Raw genomic sequence first — 14712 nt, 5'->3', positions numbered from 1 at the left:
TGGTTCCGCAACCGTGACTTTAGCCTAACCCGCTTCTCTGTCACGACTGGTCCTAAGCTTTTCCGTTACAGGAGTATTTTTCGTGCGCGATCCCCGTTACGACATTCTTTTCGAACCTATGCAGATTGGCCCAGTCACGGCTAAAAACCGTTTCTATCAGGTCCCGCACTGTAACGGAGGCGGTTACCGTGACCCGTCCGCGGCGGCTGAAATGCGGGCATCCAAGGCTGAAGGCGGTTGGGGCGTAATCTTTACTGAGCAGTGCGAGATACACCAAACATCGGAAATCACGCCCTTTATCGAGTTGCGTCTTTGGGAAGACAAAGACATTCCCATGCTGAACAAGATGTCGGAAAAAATGAAAAGTCACGGTGCTTTGGCAGGCATCCAACTGGCCTATTCCGGCGTGAATGGACCAAACCTTTATTCACGCGAAGTGCCAATGGCTGTCTCTGCTCAGCCAATTCGGACATTCACCAATGACCCTGTTCAGGCGCGCGCGTTGGACAAGACCGACATCAAGGATTTGCGACGCTGGTTTGTGAATGCGGCGAAACGATCAAAAGAAGCGGGTTTTGACCTGATGTGCCTGTATGGTGCGCACGGATTTGGCATTTTTCAACACTTCCTCAGTCGCGCCACCAACCACCGGACCGATGAGTACGGTGGCAGCTTGGAAAACCGTTCGCGGTTTGTGAACGAAGTCATCACTGACATGCGCGACGCCGTTGGCGACACAATGGCCATTACCTTGCGCGTCTCGTTGGATGAAACCATCGGTGACCTTGGGTTCTCAAATGCCGAAGTCCGCGATTTTGTAGAGATGAACCGCAATCTGCCCGACCTTTGGGATCTTGCCCAAGGTACGTGGGAGGACTGTTCAGGGCCGTCGCGTTTCAAAGAAGAAGCTGCGCAACACGAACTGGTCAAAGGCATTCATGAGCTAACCGATAAACCCATCGTAGGTGTGGGGCGTTTCACCAGCCCCGATGTCATGGCCAAGATGATCAAGTCTGGCACGTTGGATTTCATTGGATGTGCGCGTCCGTCGATTGCGGACCCGTTTCTGCCCAAAAAGGTCGAAGAAGGCCGGGTCGAAGATATTCGTGAATGTATCGGCTGCAACATTTGCGTTACAGGTGACATGACGATGTCGATCAGTCGCTGTACCCAGAACCCGACCTTTATGGAAGAATGGCGCAAGGGGTGGCACCCTGAACGGATGAACACCAAGGGCGATAGCTCTAATGTTCTTGTGATCGGCGCTGGCCCTGCTGGTCTTGAGGCTGCGCGCGCCGTCGCTGAGCGCGGCTATGACGTGGCGCTGGCCGAAGCTGGAACTGTCTTGGGCGGACGCGTGGCGCGAGAACGCCATCTTCCCGGCCTTAGCGCATGGGGGCGTGTGGCTGACTACCGCGAGTATCAGTTAAGCCAAAAAGCAAACGTCGAAAGCTATTTTGACAGTGAGCTGGACGCCGAAAGCATCCTCGAATTCGGGTTCGAAAATGTCTGCATCGCTACCGGTGCAAAGTGGCGGCGTGATGGCGTGTCTCGTCAACACGTTGTCCCGTTCCCCACAGACGATGCAATGCCGATCTTTACGCCTGATGATCTGATGGGCGATGCTAGCCCGAAAGGTCACGTCGTGATTTATGATGACGACCATTACTACATGGGCGGCGTCTTGGCTGAACTGCTGATCCAGAAAGGCTGCTCCGTTACTCTAATTACGCCTGCGGCTTATGTCAGCGAATGGACGCTTAACACGCTGGAGCAACACGAGATTCACCGCCGCTTGGCAAACATGGGTGTGTCAATTGAGCTTAACCGTGGCGTCTCCGCAATTGGTAAAGACCATGTCGTCAGCAATTGCATGTTTACAGATATGACCCGAGAGATCGCCTGTGATGCCGTGTTGATGGTGTCGTCACGCGCGGAAAACAACACCGTCTACAACGACCTAAAACTACGTGAACCGGAGTGGGCGGATGCAGGTATCAAGTCGGTCAAACTGATCGGGGACGCTAATGCGCCGGGGCCGATCGCTTGGGCGACTTATGCTGGTCACCGCTATGCACGAGAGTTGGATGGGACCGACATAGGTGATGCGCTTTCCTTCCGTCGAGAAATCACACAACTTGCTGATGATTGAACGCGTCAAATAGTTAGGCAATGACATGACAAACATAGCCAGAACGCTGGAGTTATTGGACAAGCTAGTGGCTTTTCCAACTGTCAGTTGCGACAGCAATCTTGATCTGATCGATTGGGTCGAGGATCTGCTGAAAAGCGCAGGTTTTGAGGTTGTGCGAATTTGGTCACCTGACCGAAGTAAAGCCGGATTGTTCGCGCGAATCGGCCCCGACGTTGACGGCGGCGTTTGTTTGTCGGCCCATACTGATGTGGTTCCCGTGGATGGACAAACCTGGACACGTCCGCCGTTTGAACTGACCGACGAGGGTGACCGCGTCTTTGGCCGTGGAACCACTGACATGAAAGGCTTTCTCGCGTCTGCTTTGGCGCTTGCACAGCGGGTAGGGGCGTCTTCATTGTCTGCTCCTCTAAGCCTGTCGATTTCTTATGATGAAGAAATCGGATGTGTTGGCATTCGTCAGATGATGCCCGAGTTGAAAAAGAAAGTGGGCAAGCCGCGCCTCGTAATCGTGGGCGAACCGACGTCCATGAAGGTCGCAACAGGACACAAGGGTAAGGCCGCTTTTAAGGTCACTTGCCATGGTCAAGCAGGACACAGCGCCCTCGCGCCGCAGTTCGTGAATGCAATCCATGTCGCCGCCGATTTCATTCACCAAACCCGCGACCTACAAGGCAAACTGGCAGCGGGACCACAAGATGCGGCGTATAGTGTCCCTTACTCAACCGTTCATGTCGGAAAGATCCATGGCGGGCGGGCGCTAAATATCGTGCCGGATAGCGCCGAGCTGGACATGGAAATTCGACACCTCGCCCAGACACCGGCACGTGAACTCCAGCAAGACATAGAAGATATCGCCCAGCGAGTAAGCGATGCTTATCCGGCAGCGTCGCCCGTTACAGTTGATCCCATCAATGCATACCCAGGTCTGCAAACCGACCCGTCAGAAGCAGCGGTCGTTTGGGCCACCAAGCTGGCCGGAGGCTGCGGCACGACCAAGGTACCGTTTGGAACAGAAGCTGGCTTTTTTGCTGACCTTGGATTGACGACAGTAGTGATTGGACCTGGTGACATGGCGTCAGACGGACACAAGCCAGATGAAGGGCTGCGCAAAGGCGATTTAGTCGCGTGCGACAAAATGATGGATAATATTTTTAAGGAGAATAGATCCTAGTCCTTCTTCAGGTAGGATTGGGCCAGGATCCGGTATGGGTCGAGAGAACAGCAACGGATGTCGCTAAAGGCTCGCGAAGAGAGGTTTTTCTAGGGGCTTTAAGCGGGTTTACGGCTGGTTCTGATGGTAAAACTCCGGCCTAGCAGTTAATTTTGATTTGTTGTTACCAGTCAGGGTCACACAAAACTGTACCCCGAAATGTACCCCAACCAAAAAGAACCCAGAATTTCTGAGTAATCCCAATATGTTCGCTAATCAAGATGGCGGAGAGACAGGGATTCGAACCCTGGGAACCGTTAGGCTCAACGGTTTTCGAGACCGCCACGTTCGACCACTCCGCCACCTCTCCGTGTCGATTGATCGCGGCTCTGATAGGCGCGGGGGCGAATTGGCGCAAGCGCTTTTGCTGACAATCGCGTGCACTTTGCGAACGGGTCTTGGAAATGCTGCGCCACGCACCTATTCCTATTATTAGAGCAGCAAAGAGGCCCCTTATGTTTATGCGTTTCGCGACACTGGCTACCGCCATCACTTTTGCCATGCCCGCAGTGGCACAACAAAGCGAGACGAACGAATTGTTCGACCTGTTGATGTTGCCTGACATCATCTCGATTATGCGCGAAGAAGGTGTAAGTTACGGCGACACCATCGGGCAGGACCTTTTTGCTGGCGCGCCAACGGCTGAGTGGGCCGCGACCGTGGAACGCATCTATGACTACGAAGTCATGGAAGGGATGGTCCGCGCGGACTTTGGAGCTTCCCTTGAGGGGGAAGACCTGACGCCGATCCTTGATTTTTTTGGCTCTGAACAGGGGCAAATGATTATCGGTCTTGAGGTGAGTGCGCGCCGCGCATTGCTGGATGATGCCGTCGAAGACGCGGCTAAAGACGCGGCCGTTATTGGACTCGCAGATGAAAACCCACGGATGATGCAGGTTGTCGAATTTGTTGACATCAACAACCTGATTGAAACCAACGTTGAAGGTGCGCTGAATTCCAACCTCGCGTTTTATGCAGGGCTGGTGGATGGGGGCGCGTTTGATGGGGCCCTCACGGAAGATCAAATCCTAACGGATGTCTGGAGCCAAGAGCCCGAGATCAGGCTCAGCACTACGGAATGGATAAATTCGTTCTTGTTCATGGCGTATCAGCCGCTAGATGATGCGGACCTTGAAGCCTATATTGCGTTCTCGCAAACAGAGGCAGGTGGTGTGATCAACCGCACGATGTTTGACAGCTTTGATCGCTTGTTCACTGGGATTAGCCGATCCTTGGGTCGTGCGGCTGCGAACGAGATGACGATGCAAGAGTTGTGAAGATAGGACGGCTCTGAGGGAGAAATCGGCCGTTCACTGCTTCCACTTCGTTGACGTAGCATCGCTTCGCGCACACGGTATGCCTGTTGCTGCACTGTTGCTGCATTTTCGTGGGAAAAGGTGGCAGCACTGGATCTCTCACTCTCGTAGAATTGTCACGCTGCGGGCCTTGGCGGCACGTTTTTGACACTTCTGCTTTGGGCTCAAATTCGACATTCGCAGCATAAGAAAACTGCGTTACCCTGACACCACCATAATCGCCACAATCAAAGCCTCGTAGTTGTTCGAGTAGAGCGCCAAGTCGGATTGTAACTGCAAAGTATGCGGTGCACGGATGGGTTTGGGGACGTCGGCAATCTCAAACGCTTGGGTCAGGATATCACCGCCGCCACGCTGGATGTCGGCGATGAGGGCAGGGTGGTTGGTTTTAACGAAGACTTCGACCTTGCCGCGGCGTTCATTGTAAACCGCATTCCCAAGGCTCGTGCCGAGCGCATTCAGGGGCAACAGCAGTGGGTTGCCCACGTGGTTCGCTTCATTGCTACACGCAGCGAGGAGCGTTAAGAAAACAAAGGTGAATTTGCGCATGTTGAACCTGACCAATTGGGTTGACTTGATGCGCAGTTGGACCGATAAGCCGCCATCCGAGCAAGGTATTTGTTCGGGCTAAGCGAAAACTCGCCCCAAGATGGGCGCGCTGTTTACGGGTTGCGAAAGCAATGAACGCCTTAGAAATAAGGGACCCCAGAGACGCGATTGAAAAGGAAAACGATATGTTTGCGGTTCTCAAAACCGGTGGCAAACAGTACCGAGTCGAATCTGGCGATGTACTGCGTGTCGAAAAAGTCGCTGCGGAAGCTGGCGAAACTGTTCAATTCAACGAAATTCTGATGGTTGGTAACAACGTGGGCGCGCCCCTCGTTAAAGACGCTGGCGTGCAGGCCGAAGTGATCGACCAGATCAAAGGCGAAAAGACGATTAACTTCGTTAAGCGCCGCCGGAAGCACTCTTCCAAGCGTACGAAGGGCCACCGTCAGCAACTGACACTCGTTCGCATCACAGACATCCTTGAAAAGGGTGCCGACAAGTCCGGCGTTAAAGCTGCGCTGAACGGTTCTGGCTTCATGTCTGCTGACATGATCGAACGTGCTGCTAACAAGGGCGCACCGTCGTCCAAGAAAGCTGAAGCTGCTGCTGCCCGCGCATCCCAGCCTAAGAAAGCGGCTGCAAAGAAAGCCGCACCAAAGGCCGCTAAGCCTGCTGCTGAAAAAGCTGCACCTAAGAAAGCCGCGCCTAAAAAAGCTGCTGCGAAAACTGACGGCGCAGACGACCTCACACGCATCAGCGGTGTTGGTCCGGTTATCGTGAAAAAGCTTCACGACCTCGACGTCACAACTTTCGCTCAGATCGCAGCATGGACCCCAGCGGACATCGCTGATATGGACGACAAACTGAACTTCAAAGGTCGTATCGACCGCGATGAGTGGCTGAAGCAAGCCGCAGAATTCGCTAAAGGTTAAGGAGAGACACCAATGGCACATAAAAAAGCAGGCGGCTCATCCCGTAACGGTCGCGACTCAGCTGGTCGCCGCCTTGGCATCAAAAAGTACGGCGGCGAGTCCGTTATCCCAGGCAACATCATTGCACGTCAGCGTGGCAATAAGTGGTGGCCGGGTACTGGCGTTGGCGAAGGCAAAGATCACACGATCTTCGCAGTCGTTGAAGGCAACGTGACCTTCCGCAAAGGCTTCAAAGGCCGCACCTTTATTTCTGTTGCACCGCTCGCGGAGGCAGCTGAGTAACCGAACCTTAGGTTTTAAAGAATTTGAAGGGGTCGGTGCAAACCGGCCCCTTTTTCGTATTTGTGTTCAGGCTTGGGAGGGCGTGATGATTTCAACAGAGAGACTAACGCTACGCGCCCCTAAGATGGGCGACGCGCCAGCCATTACGCGCATCCTTCAGGATGTTGAGGTCGCAAAGTGGCTTACGAACCCACCGTTCCCATACACGTTGGAGGATGCTGAAGCCTTTATTGGCATGGCTCACGATGAAGACGTGTATTTCATCGCTGACGATACAGGTGTCTGCGGATGCATATCTTTGCGCAGTGAGCTTGGGTACTACCTTGCGCCGGACCGTTGGGGGCGTGGTTATATGAAAGAAGCCGCCGTTGCGCTTGTCGCTGATCACTTTGAGACCTCAGATGCGGATCTGGAAAGCGGTCATTTCGTTGGAAATGAACGGTCGCGCGGCGTTCTAGTTTCACTTGGGTTTCAGGATACCACGATCGACAGGCATTTTTGCCCTGCACGCGAGGCCACGCTGAATAATCAAAAGATGATTTTGACCCGCGCAGGATGGGAGGCGCGATCATGAGCCTTGCTGTCCTTCCATTCCTAACGTTTGCTACGTCCCAAGTCGGCACACCCGGTCCAGCGAACATGGTTTTACTGGCAACGGGCGCACGATTTGGGCTGCGTCGTGCCTTGCCGTTTGTTGCGGGCGTTGCCCTTGGTAAGCAGTTGATCATCTGGCCGCTTGGTTTTGGACTTATGGCGGTACAGGACGACTATCCGATGCTATTTGAGGCTCTGAAATGGGTGTCGATCGCCTATATTTTATGGCTTGCGTACCGCGTGGCGAACATGCGCTTGAAGGCGGGTGAGGCTGAAGGCCAGCCCCATGGTTTCTTTGCAGGCTTAATCGTTCATCCCTTGAATCCTAAGGCATGGGCGATGATCACGACTGGGTTCACGACCTTCGTGAGCACCGGAACACCCCCCTTGCAAGCAACGGCATCCATCGCCATCTGTTTGTTGGGACTGCAAATGATACTGCATCCGATTTGGACCTATGCGGGACAGCGGATCGCGGTAAGTTTGGCCGGAACACCGGGGGAAAAATACCTGATGTGGACGCTTGCGGCACTTACTGTCGCGTCAGTTGTTTACGCATTATTTGCAGGAGGCGGCCAATGAATTCCGAAAGCCGGATTTCAGACGATATCGAGACCACTCAACCAGTGATTCACGCAGCACGCTTCGCGTTGCGCCCGATTGTGGCGTCCGACGCAGGCTTACTTGAGCGGTATTTGTCCGACGAGCGAGTCGCAAAAATGACCCGGGTGATCCCGCATCCTTTGCCACCTGAATACATCACGAACATGCTGACCCGTGCGCACGATCCTGAGCGCACAGAGGATTTTTGGGCGATTGACGGATCTGCGAATGAACACGCTGAAGTCATGGGCGTAATCAAAATGTCGCGTCTAGATCGCAACCAATCCGAGTTGCGTTACTGGGTCGCTCCCGCGTTCTGGAACACGGGTATTGCCACTGAAGCCGTTGAAGCAATCCTGTCCGCCAACCCGCAAGGGGCCGTTGATATCTATGCTGAGGTGTTTCAAGACAACCCCAGCTCTGCCCGTATCCTGACAAACGCCGGATTTGCCTACCTTGGTGACGCCGAAACGTTTTCCGTTGCGCGCAATATGGTGACACCTACGTGGACCTATGCCCGCAAGATGGGCAAGCCCGCTTGAGCGTGACGCGACTTTCGCGTATCGCCCAGTTAACCTGTTAGAAAGCCTGAACTGATGAACTTCCTCGACCTGTGTAAAGTCTATATCCGCTCCGGCAGCGGCGGCGGTGGCTGTATTTCGTTTCGGCGTGAGAAACACATCGAATATGGCGGTCCGAACGGTGGTGACGGCGGCAAGGGCGGCAGCGTCATCGTTGAGGCCGTTGATAACCTCAACACGTTGATCGACTTTCGTTATCAGCAGCATTTCTTTGCCAAAAACGGAGAGGCCGGTAAAGGTCAGCAACGTACGGGTGCGGATGGCAATGACATTGTTCTAAAGGTTCCAACGGGGACCGAGATCATGGATGAGGACCAAGAAACGGTCATTGTTGATCTTGCAGAAACGGGTCAACGCGTTGTGCTTGCAAAGGGCGGCAATGGCGGCTGGGGTAACCTGCACTTCAAGTCCGCAACCAACCAAGCGCCACGTCGTTCCAACCCTGGGCAAGACGGGATTGAGCGTACGATATGGCTGCGTCTGAAGTTGATCGCTGACGCTGGTCTTTTGGGTCTGCCGAATGCTGGTAAATCCACGTTCCTCGCAGCGACATCCAACGCACGTCCTAAAATTGCAGATTATCCGTTTACGACGCTGGTGCCGAACCTTGGCGTTGTTGGCGTCGATAATACCGAATTTGTTATCGCGGACATTCCTGGTTTGATTGAGGGCGCTAGTGACGGCAAAGGCCTTGGTCAGCTTTTCCTCGGCCATGTTGAGCGCAATTCAGTGCTTTTACACCTGATTGACGGAACATCCGGTGATCCGGTTGGCGATTACAAAACGATTATTGCCGAGCTTGAAGCCTACGGCGGCCACCTTGCCGACAAGCCACGTGTGACGGTTCTGAACAAGATCGACACGCTGGACGAAGAAGAACGCCAGTTCATCGTGGATGAGATCAAGGCCGGAACAGGCGTTGATGTGATGTTGATGTCTGGTGCCACGGGTGAAGGCACCGTTGACGTGTTGCGCGCCCTAAAGGTCGAAATCGATGCCGATAAGGAGCGCCAAAACGCACCTGAGGAGGAAGCGCCTTGGCGTCCCTAAAAGAAGCAAAACGTCTGGTCGTAAAGATTGGGTCTGCCTTGCTCGTGGACCAAAAATCAGGGCTGCGCTCTGATTGGTTGCGTTCGCTTGCGACGGACGTGGCCGCGATCCGTGCGCGTGGAACGGATGTGATCTTGGTGTCCTCTGGATCAATTGCTTTGGGGCGGGGCGTGCTTGGGCTGCCACGCACCGAACTTGCGTTAGAACAATCACAGGCCGCCGCCGCAGTGGGTCAAATCCGCTTGGCACGCGCTTACGAAGAAGCGCTCGCGCCGCATGGCATTACAACGGCACAAGTCTTGGTGACGCTTGAAGACAGCGAAAACCGCCGCCGTTACCTGAATTCACGTGCAACGATGGAAACTTTGCTGGGCCTGGGCGTAACGCCGATCGTGAACGAGAATGACACCGTTGCGACCGATGAAATCAGATATGGCGACAATGACAGACTTGCCGCGCAAGTCGCAGTGACGGTTGGTGCGGATTGTTTGGTTTTGCTGAGTGACGTTGACGGGTTCTATTCCGATAATCCTCACATCAACAAAGATGCACAGCACTATGAAGTTATTGAAGAAATTACCTGCGATATTGAACGGCAAGCCGGTGACGCCGGTTCTGGGCTTTCTAAAGGTGGCATGAAGACAAAGGTGATGGCGGCAAAGCTTGCGACAGGTGCAGGTTGTCAAATGGCGATCACATTAGGAACGCCATTAAACCCGTTGAAAACGCTTGAAGAAGGCGGAAAATGCACGTGGTTTAATGCGCAAACTAACCCGCAAGCGGCACGTAAAGGCTGGATCGCAGCGATGAAACCCCACGGCGAAGTTACCGTGGATGCAGGCGCTGGCGCGGCTTTGATGTCAGGTAAGTCGCTGTTGCCGATTGGCATTGTCGCAAGCTCGGGCGACTATCAACGTGGGGATGCGGTTGCGATTGTAACGGCTGATGGGCAGCATTTGGGCCTTGGACTGGCGCGTTACTCGAGCGCAGAGACTGTGGTGATCAAAGGCATGCAAAGCCGGGATATCGCTAAAGAACTAGGATATAAGGGACGCGGTGTGTTTATCCATCGCGACGATATGGTGATCTGATGACGGACGATATGAACATTCCTGCTTTGATGGCGGACATCGGTGAGCGCGCGAAAGCCGCTGCTAAAGCCCTTGCAAGCGCCACAGCAGAAGCCAAGACCAAGGCGCTCATGGATGCGGCGGATGCAGTCTGGGCTGCGCGTTCTGACATCATCGAAGCCAACGCCAAAGACATGGAATTTGGCCGCGACAAGGGCCTTAGCCCAGCAATGTTGGATCGGTTGATGCTGGATGAAACTCGCATTCAAGGGATGGTCGACGGGCTTCGCACCGTTGCAGCGCAGGACGATCCTGTTGGCGCTGTTATGGAAGAATGGACGCAGCCAACGGGCCTGAACATCCGTCGCGTTCGCACGCCACTTGGCGTGATCGGCGTGATCTATGAAAGCCGCCCGAACGTGACTGCTGACGCTGGGGCGCTTTGCCTGAAAGCGGGCAATGCGGTGATCTTGCGTGGTGGTTCCGAAAGTTTTCACAGTTCCGGCGCGATTCACGCGGCGCTTCAAAGCGGGCTTCGCTCTGCTGGTTTGCCTCATGACGCCGTGCAGTTGGTTCCAACGCGCGACCGTGCTGCGGTGCGTGAAATGCTGACGATGACTGACACCATTGATGTGATTGTGCCCCGTGGCGGCAAGGGGCTGGTGGGACTTGTGCAGAAAGAGGCCCGCGTGCCCGTTTTCGCGCATCTTGAAGGCATCGTTCACATTTACATCGACAAAGACGTCGACGCTGAAAAGGCGCGGGCTGTGGTGTTGAACGCAAAGACGCGACGCACTGGGATTTGTGGCGCGGCGGAATGTTTGCTGGTGCACAAAGATGCTGCCGCACTTGGCCAAGAAATCGTGGATGATCTGATGGCAGCGGGTGTCGATGTGCATGCGCAGGGTTTGAACGGGTCCAGTGTGGCGACGGGTGATGATTGGGGGATGGAATTCCTCGACATGAAGATCGCCGCGAAAACCGTTGATAACATTGACGAAGCCATCTCACATATCCAAACGTTCGGGTCCAATCATACCGATTGCATTTTGACCGAGAACGATGACGCGGCGGACCAATTCTTTGCACGCCTCGATTCAGCAATCCTGATGCGCAATGCCTCAACACAGTTTGCCGATGGTGGTGAGTTTGGAATGGGCGCAGAAATTGGGATTGCGACTGGCAAAATGCATGCACGAGGCCCAGTTGGGGCGGCGCAACTGACAAGCTTTAAGTATCTGGTTGTCGGTGACGGGACTGTCCGCGTTTAAAACTGGATCGCAACCCAGTCACTGCCGTGAGAAAACGAAAGCGTGCGTCTAGCTTCTGCTGCCATTTGGGGCAGGAGGCCGAAGTGAACCTGTGCGGCCGTCAGCGTATGCGAGTTTTCCCCTTTGCTAAGCGGAGCCCAGAGGTCTGGATCGAGGTTCAGGCGGTCGTGTTTTGCTTGAATGGTCCAGTTGGTGTCATCATGCGTGATCTGAACATCGCCACCCAATGGCAATGCCGTTTCGACACACATCGCTGATAACAGCGCGACACGCACATCGAGGCGCGGGGGATCAATTGGGACGTTCCAAGAATAACTAAGGCGCCCACCGTTGGAAACTTCGTCTAGGATCGACAGGATTTCGCTGCGCGCGACGACTTGGTCAGCCGTGGCATCCCCGAACGCCAAACGCAGAAACCGAACCTTCGCTGCTGCGTTTTGAACGCTTTCAGTGACCAGCGCCATTTCGGGGCTGTCGGCAACACCTGACAGGCCGAGTAGTTCAATGCCGTTGCCGATCGCGCCCAATGGGTTAATTAGGTCATGACAGATACGAGAGCCGATTAGGGCGTTAAAGTTGGACAACATGGAGCTCCGATAGATGACAGGGCCGTCTTTATTTGAACCTGGTATGATCGTGAAACATCCGGGCCAGCCGGATTGGGGTTTAGGGCAAGTCCAATCCGCTATTGGCGGAAAGGTGACTGTGAACTTTCAAGAGGCCGGCAAAGTTGTAATCGACGAAGCGCAGGTTGGATTAGTGGTTGTGTCATATGGTTAACGCTCCCGTCATAGGTGTAAAGGGCGAACTAGGTTTTCGCGATGAGTAAACTTGCTGAATTAAGTGACCGAATGGTTAACGGCGCACCTCTGTTTGAGACGCGGCTTGCGCGGACTGCGGCAGATATCCGTGGTGCGCAGGCGTTGCGTTATAAGATTTTCGTTGAAGAAATGGGCGCGGACGGCCCGCTTGTCGATCATGCGCAGGCGCTGGAACGTGATGTTTTTGATGCACATGCAGAACAGTTGTTGTTGATCGATCTGGCGCGTGCACCGGATGATCAGATCGTGGGCGTTTACCGTTTGTTGGGCCGCGAAGGTGCGAGCAACGCTGGGCAGTTCTATTCAGAAACCGAGTTTGATTTATCACCACTTACGCAATCTGGCCGCACCGTCATGGAATTGGGTCGTTCTTGTTTGCACGCTGATTACCGCGGTGGCGCGGGGATGTCGTATCTGTGGCAAGCACTGGCTGAGATCGTCAAGGAGCGCAAAGTAGAAATCTTGTTTGGGGTGGCGAGTTTTCACGGCACCGATTTAGACGCGTTGGCGCCATCGCTTTCGTTGCTGCATCAAAACTATCTTGCACCTAAAGACATTCGGGTGACGTCAAAGTTGAAACCACATTTAAACAACGAGCCTGTTACGGATCGCGTTGCCGCCATGCGCAATGTGCCAGCGTTGATAAAGGCCTATCTGCGGTTGGGCGGTTTCATTGGGGACGGTGTGTTTGTCGATCATGCGTTTAACACCACGGATGTCTGCCTTATCCTTGATCTGGCCCGCATGACGCCCAAGCAGGCATCACTCTATGGAGGCACGCGATGACATGGACGTCGGATGACCTGCCGCCAACGCATAAGGTAACGCCAGCTGGTTGGTTTCGTGTTGTGCTGCGTGGACTTGCATTGGCGATCCTTGTGTTTGGGTGTCTGGTGTTGCTGCTTCTCGTGCGTTTGATTGAAAGACCGTTGTTCGGGCAGGGTCGCCCTGTGACGCCCTACATCACGCAATTCGTTTGTCGCAGCTCCTTTGTGTTGATGGGGATCAAGTATACGCGCGTCGGCACGCCAATGGCGGGGGCGGGTGCGGTTGTGGCGAACCATTCGTCTTGGCTGGACATTTTCGCGCTGAACGCGGCAAAGCGCATATATTTCGTAAGTAAAGCCGAAGTCGCCGCGTGGCCCGGGATTGGCTGGCTGGCACGGGCAACGGGGACTGTTTTCATCGCCCGAGACCGTTCACAAGCGAACGCGCAGGTCGGTGTCTTCCGCGAACGTCTCGGACACGGGCATAAGTTGCTGTTCTTCCCAGAAGGGACATCAACGGATGGGCAATTGGTTTTGCCGTTCAAACCTACGCTGTTCGCTGCGTTCTTTGATGATGCATTACGAGAAACATTGGCGATTCAGCCGGTATCCGTCATTTACCAAGCACCCAAAGGCGTGGACCCACGTCATTATGGATGGTGGGGCGACATGGATTTCGGCACGCATTTACTGGCAACACTAGCGCAATCACCGCAGGGCGGCGTTACAGTCGTGTATCATGATCCAGTAAAGATCGCAGATTTTGAGAACCGGAAAGCACTAGCAGCACACCTTGAGAACGTGGTGCGCGCTGGTCATTCAGATCATAGCTGAGGCGAGCGTCGCAAGCGTTTCAGCTGGATCATCTGTTTTCCAAACTTCATCGCAAAGGCCAAAGAAATCGGTGTGTGGTGACAGCGTGCGTATAAGCTCGAGAGACAGTGCGCCTTCAGCGACAACTGGCACTTCGATCATTTCAGACCACCACTGGAACAGTTCAAGCTCGGCTTTTTCGCTGTTGCCGAGTGCTGTGTCACCAACAGGGCCGAAGCTGATGTAATCCGCGCCAAGTTCACAAGCCGTCATGCCGTTGTGGCGGGATGCGTAGCAGTTGGTGCCAATGATCGCGTCATCGCCCAACTCTTTGCGAACCGCTTTGATCGTGCGGGCCGCGTCATCAAGGTGCACACCGTCCAATCCGTGCGGTTCGACCAACATCACATGGCTATCGATGACCAAAGCCACGTCGCGGGCATGGGTGACTTCGCGCAGGGCATCAGCAGCTTTTGCGATGCGTGCTTCGTCCTTTGAGCCAAGCGAAAGACGCACACAGCCCACTTCGACCTTGTCCAAGCAAGCGGCAAGAAGGTCAGGATAGGTGGAAAGTTCGAATTCAGACGGGGTTATCAGGTATATCTGTGGTGTCTGCTTTTCTTCGATGATGTCGTCAGTCATGCGTGTGGCCTTTGTAATGGTGGCCTCGCTATAGCGTCCACATTGCGTATTGAATA

General features: G+C 54.3%; 17 protein-coding genes and 1 tRNA gene. 14 read left to right on the top strand and 4 right to left on the bottom strand.

The genetic code is table 11. The annotated features are described in order from the left end of the window. The first annotated feature begins 82 nt into the window (after positions 1 to 82). Positions 83 to 2152 (top strand): oxidoreductase, encoded by a 2070-nt coding sequence (locus tag OSB_RS07710; protein WP_049834441.1) that lies wholly within the window; start codon positions 83 to 85, stop codon positions 2150 to 2152. A gap of 25 nt (positions 2153 to 2177) precedes the next feature. After that, the gene (gene argE / locus OSB_RS07705) at positions 2178 to 3326 is read left to right on the top strand and encodes an acetylornithine deacetylase (RefSeq protein ID WP_049834440.1); all 1149 of its coding nucleotides are present in this window, start codon (positions 2178 to 2180) and stop codon (positions 3324 to 3326) included. 261 nt (positions 3327 to 3587) lie between these two features. Here argE and OSB_RS07700 read toward each other — a convergent pair. Beyond that, positions 3588 to 3675: transfer RNA gene (locus OSB_RS07700), tRNA-Ser, on the bottom strand. A gap of 145 nt (positions 3676 to 3820) precedes the next feature. Between OSB_RS07700 and OSB_RS07695 the strand changes: the two genes are divergently transcribed. Further along, entirely contained in the window at positions 3821 to 4642 is an 822-nt protein-coding gene (locus OSB_RS07695; protein ID WP_049834439.1) for a DUF2059 domain-containing protein, read from the top strand. Between the two features lie 237 nt (positions 4643 to 4879). On the opposite strand, the gene OSB_RS07690 is transcribed toward OSB_RS07695, so the two are convergent. Continuing rightward, on the bottom strand, positions 4880 to 5230 hold the full coding sequence (locus tag OSB_RS07690; protein ID WP_049834438.1) for a hypothetical protein: 351 nt from the start codon (positions 5228 to 5230) through the stop codon (positions 4880 to 4882). 185 nt (positions 5231 to 5415) lie between these two features. Here OSB_RS07690 and rplU point away from each other — a divergent pair, with 185 nt between their 5' ends. From rplU to OSB_RS07650, 8 genes are all read left to right on the top strand, one after another. Then, positions 5416 to 6162 carry a 50S ribosomal protein L21 gene (rplU, locus tag OSB_RS07685; RefSeq protein WP_049834437.1) on the top strand — a complete coding sequence of 249 codons (747 nt, stop codon included), beginning with the start codon at positions 5416 to 5418 and terminating at the stop codon, positions 6160 to 6162. 12 nt (positions 6163 to 6174) lie between these two features. Next, positions 6175 to 6444 (top strand): 50S ribosomal protein L27, encoded by a 270-nt coding sequence (gene rpmA, locus OSB_RS07680; protein WP_049834436.1) that lies wholly within the window; start codon positions 6175 to 6177, stop codon positions 6442 to 6444. 85 nt (positions 6445 to 6529) lie between these two features. Next, positions 6530 to 7018, top strand: a complete 489-nt coding sequence (locus OSB_RS07675; protein ID WP_082166436.1) for a GNAT family N-acetyltransferase — start codon at positions 6530 to 6532, stop codon at positions 7016 to 7018. Further along, complete coding sequence (locus tag OSB_RS07670) at positions 7015 to 7620, top strand: LysE family translocator (protein WP_049834434.1); 606 nt, start codon at positions 7015 to 7017, stop codon at positions 7618 to 7620. The genes OSB_RS07675 and OSB_RS07670 overlap by 4 nt, the downstream gene beginning before the upstream one ends. Further along, on the top strand, positions 7617 to 8183 hold the full coding sequence (locus tag OSB_RS07665; protein WP_049834433.1) for a GNAT family N-acetyltransferase: 567 nt from the start codon (positions 7617 to 7619) through the stop codon (positions 8181 to 8183). The genes OSB_RS07670 and OSB_RS07665 overlap by 4 nt, the downstream gene beginning before the upstream one ends. A 54-nt stretch (positions 8184 to 8237) precedes the next feature. Then, complete coding sequence (obgE, locus tag OSB_RS07660) at positions 8238 to 9272, top strand: GTPase ObgE (protein WP_049834432.1); 1035 nt, start codon at positions 8238 to 8240, stop codon at positions 9270 to 9272. Further along, on the top strand, positions 9260 to 10363 hold the full coding sequence (gene proB, locus OSB_RS07655) for a glutamate 5-kinase (protein ID WP_049834431.1): 1104 nt from the start codon (positions 9260 to 9262) through the stop codon (positions 10361 to 10363). Before obgE ends, proB begins: the two co-directional genes overlap by 13 nt. Next, complete coding sequence (locus tag OSB_RS07650) at positions 10363 to 11613, top strand: glutamate-5-semialdehyde dehydrogenase (protein ID WP_049834430.1); 1251 nt, start codon at positions 10363 to 10365, stop codon at positions 11611 to 11613. The genes proB and OSB_RS07650 overlap by 1 nt, the downstream gene beginning before the upstream one ends. On the opposite strand, the gene OSB_RS07645 is transcribed toward OSB_RS07650, so the two are convergent. After that, the gene (locus OSB_RS07645) at positions 11610 to 12197 is read right to left on the bottom strand and encodes a histidine phosphotransferase family protein (RefSeq protein ID WP_244882153.1); all 588 of its coding nucleotides are present in this window, start codon (positions 12195 to 12197) and stop codon (positions 11610 to 11612) included. The two genes, OSB_RS07650 and OSB_RS07645, sit on opposite strands and share 4 nt — an antisense overlap. A 16-nt stretch (positions 12198 to 12213) precedes the next feature. Here OSB_RS07645 and OSB_RS07640 point away from each other — a divergent pair, with 16 nt between their 5' ends. The 3 genes from OSB_RS07640 to olsA are packed head-to-tail and all read left to right on the top strand — an operon-like array spanning position 12214 to position 14035. Continuing rightward, the gene (locus OSB_RS07640) at positions 12214 to 12393 is read left to right on the top strand and encodes a DUF3553 domain-containing protein (protein WP_049834428.1); all 180 of its coding nucleotides are present in this window, start codon (positions 12214 to 12216) and stop codon (positions 12391 to 12393) included. Between the two features lie 41 nt (positions 12394 to 12434). Continuing rightward, on the top strand, positions 12435 to 13220 hold the full coding sequence (gene olsB / locus OSB_RS07635; protein WP_234967362.1) for an L-ornithine N(alpha)-acyltransferase: 786 nt from the start codon (positions 12435 to 12437) through the stop codon (positions 13218 to 13220). Beyond that, the gene (gene olsA, locus OSB_RS07630) at positions 13217 to 14035 is read left to right on the top strand and encodes a lyso-ornithine lipid O-acyltransferase (protein WP_049834427.1); all 819 of its coding nucleotides are present in this window, start codon (positions 13217 to 13219) and stop codon (positions 14033 to 14035) included. Before olsB ends, olsA begins: the two co-directional genes overlap by 4 nt. Here the strand turns inward: olsA and OSB_RS07625 are convergent. Beyond that, positions 14021 to 14656 carry a thiamine phosphate synthase gene (locus OSB_RS07625; protein ID WP_082166435.1) on the bottom strand — a complete coding sequence of 212 codons (636 nt, stop codon included), beginning with the start codon at positions 14654 to 14656 and terminating at the stop codon, positions 14021 to 14023. The genes olsA and OSB_RS07625 overlap by 15 nt on opposite strands. Positions 14657 to 14712 lie beyond the last annotated feature (56 nt).

It is taken from the genome of Octadecabacter temperatus, from assembly GCF_001187845.1.
Taxonomy (GTDB): Bacteria; Pseudomonadota; Alphaproteobacteria; order Rhodobacterales; family Rhodobacteraceae; genus Octadecabacter; species Octadecabacter temperatus.
The sequence above is the reverse complement of the archived record's forward strand: the minus strand, read 5'-3'. Positions and strand labels throughout refer to the sequence as shown.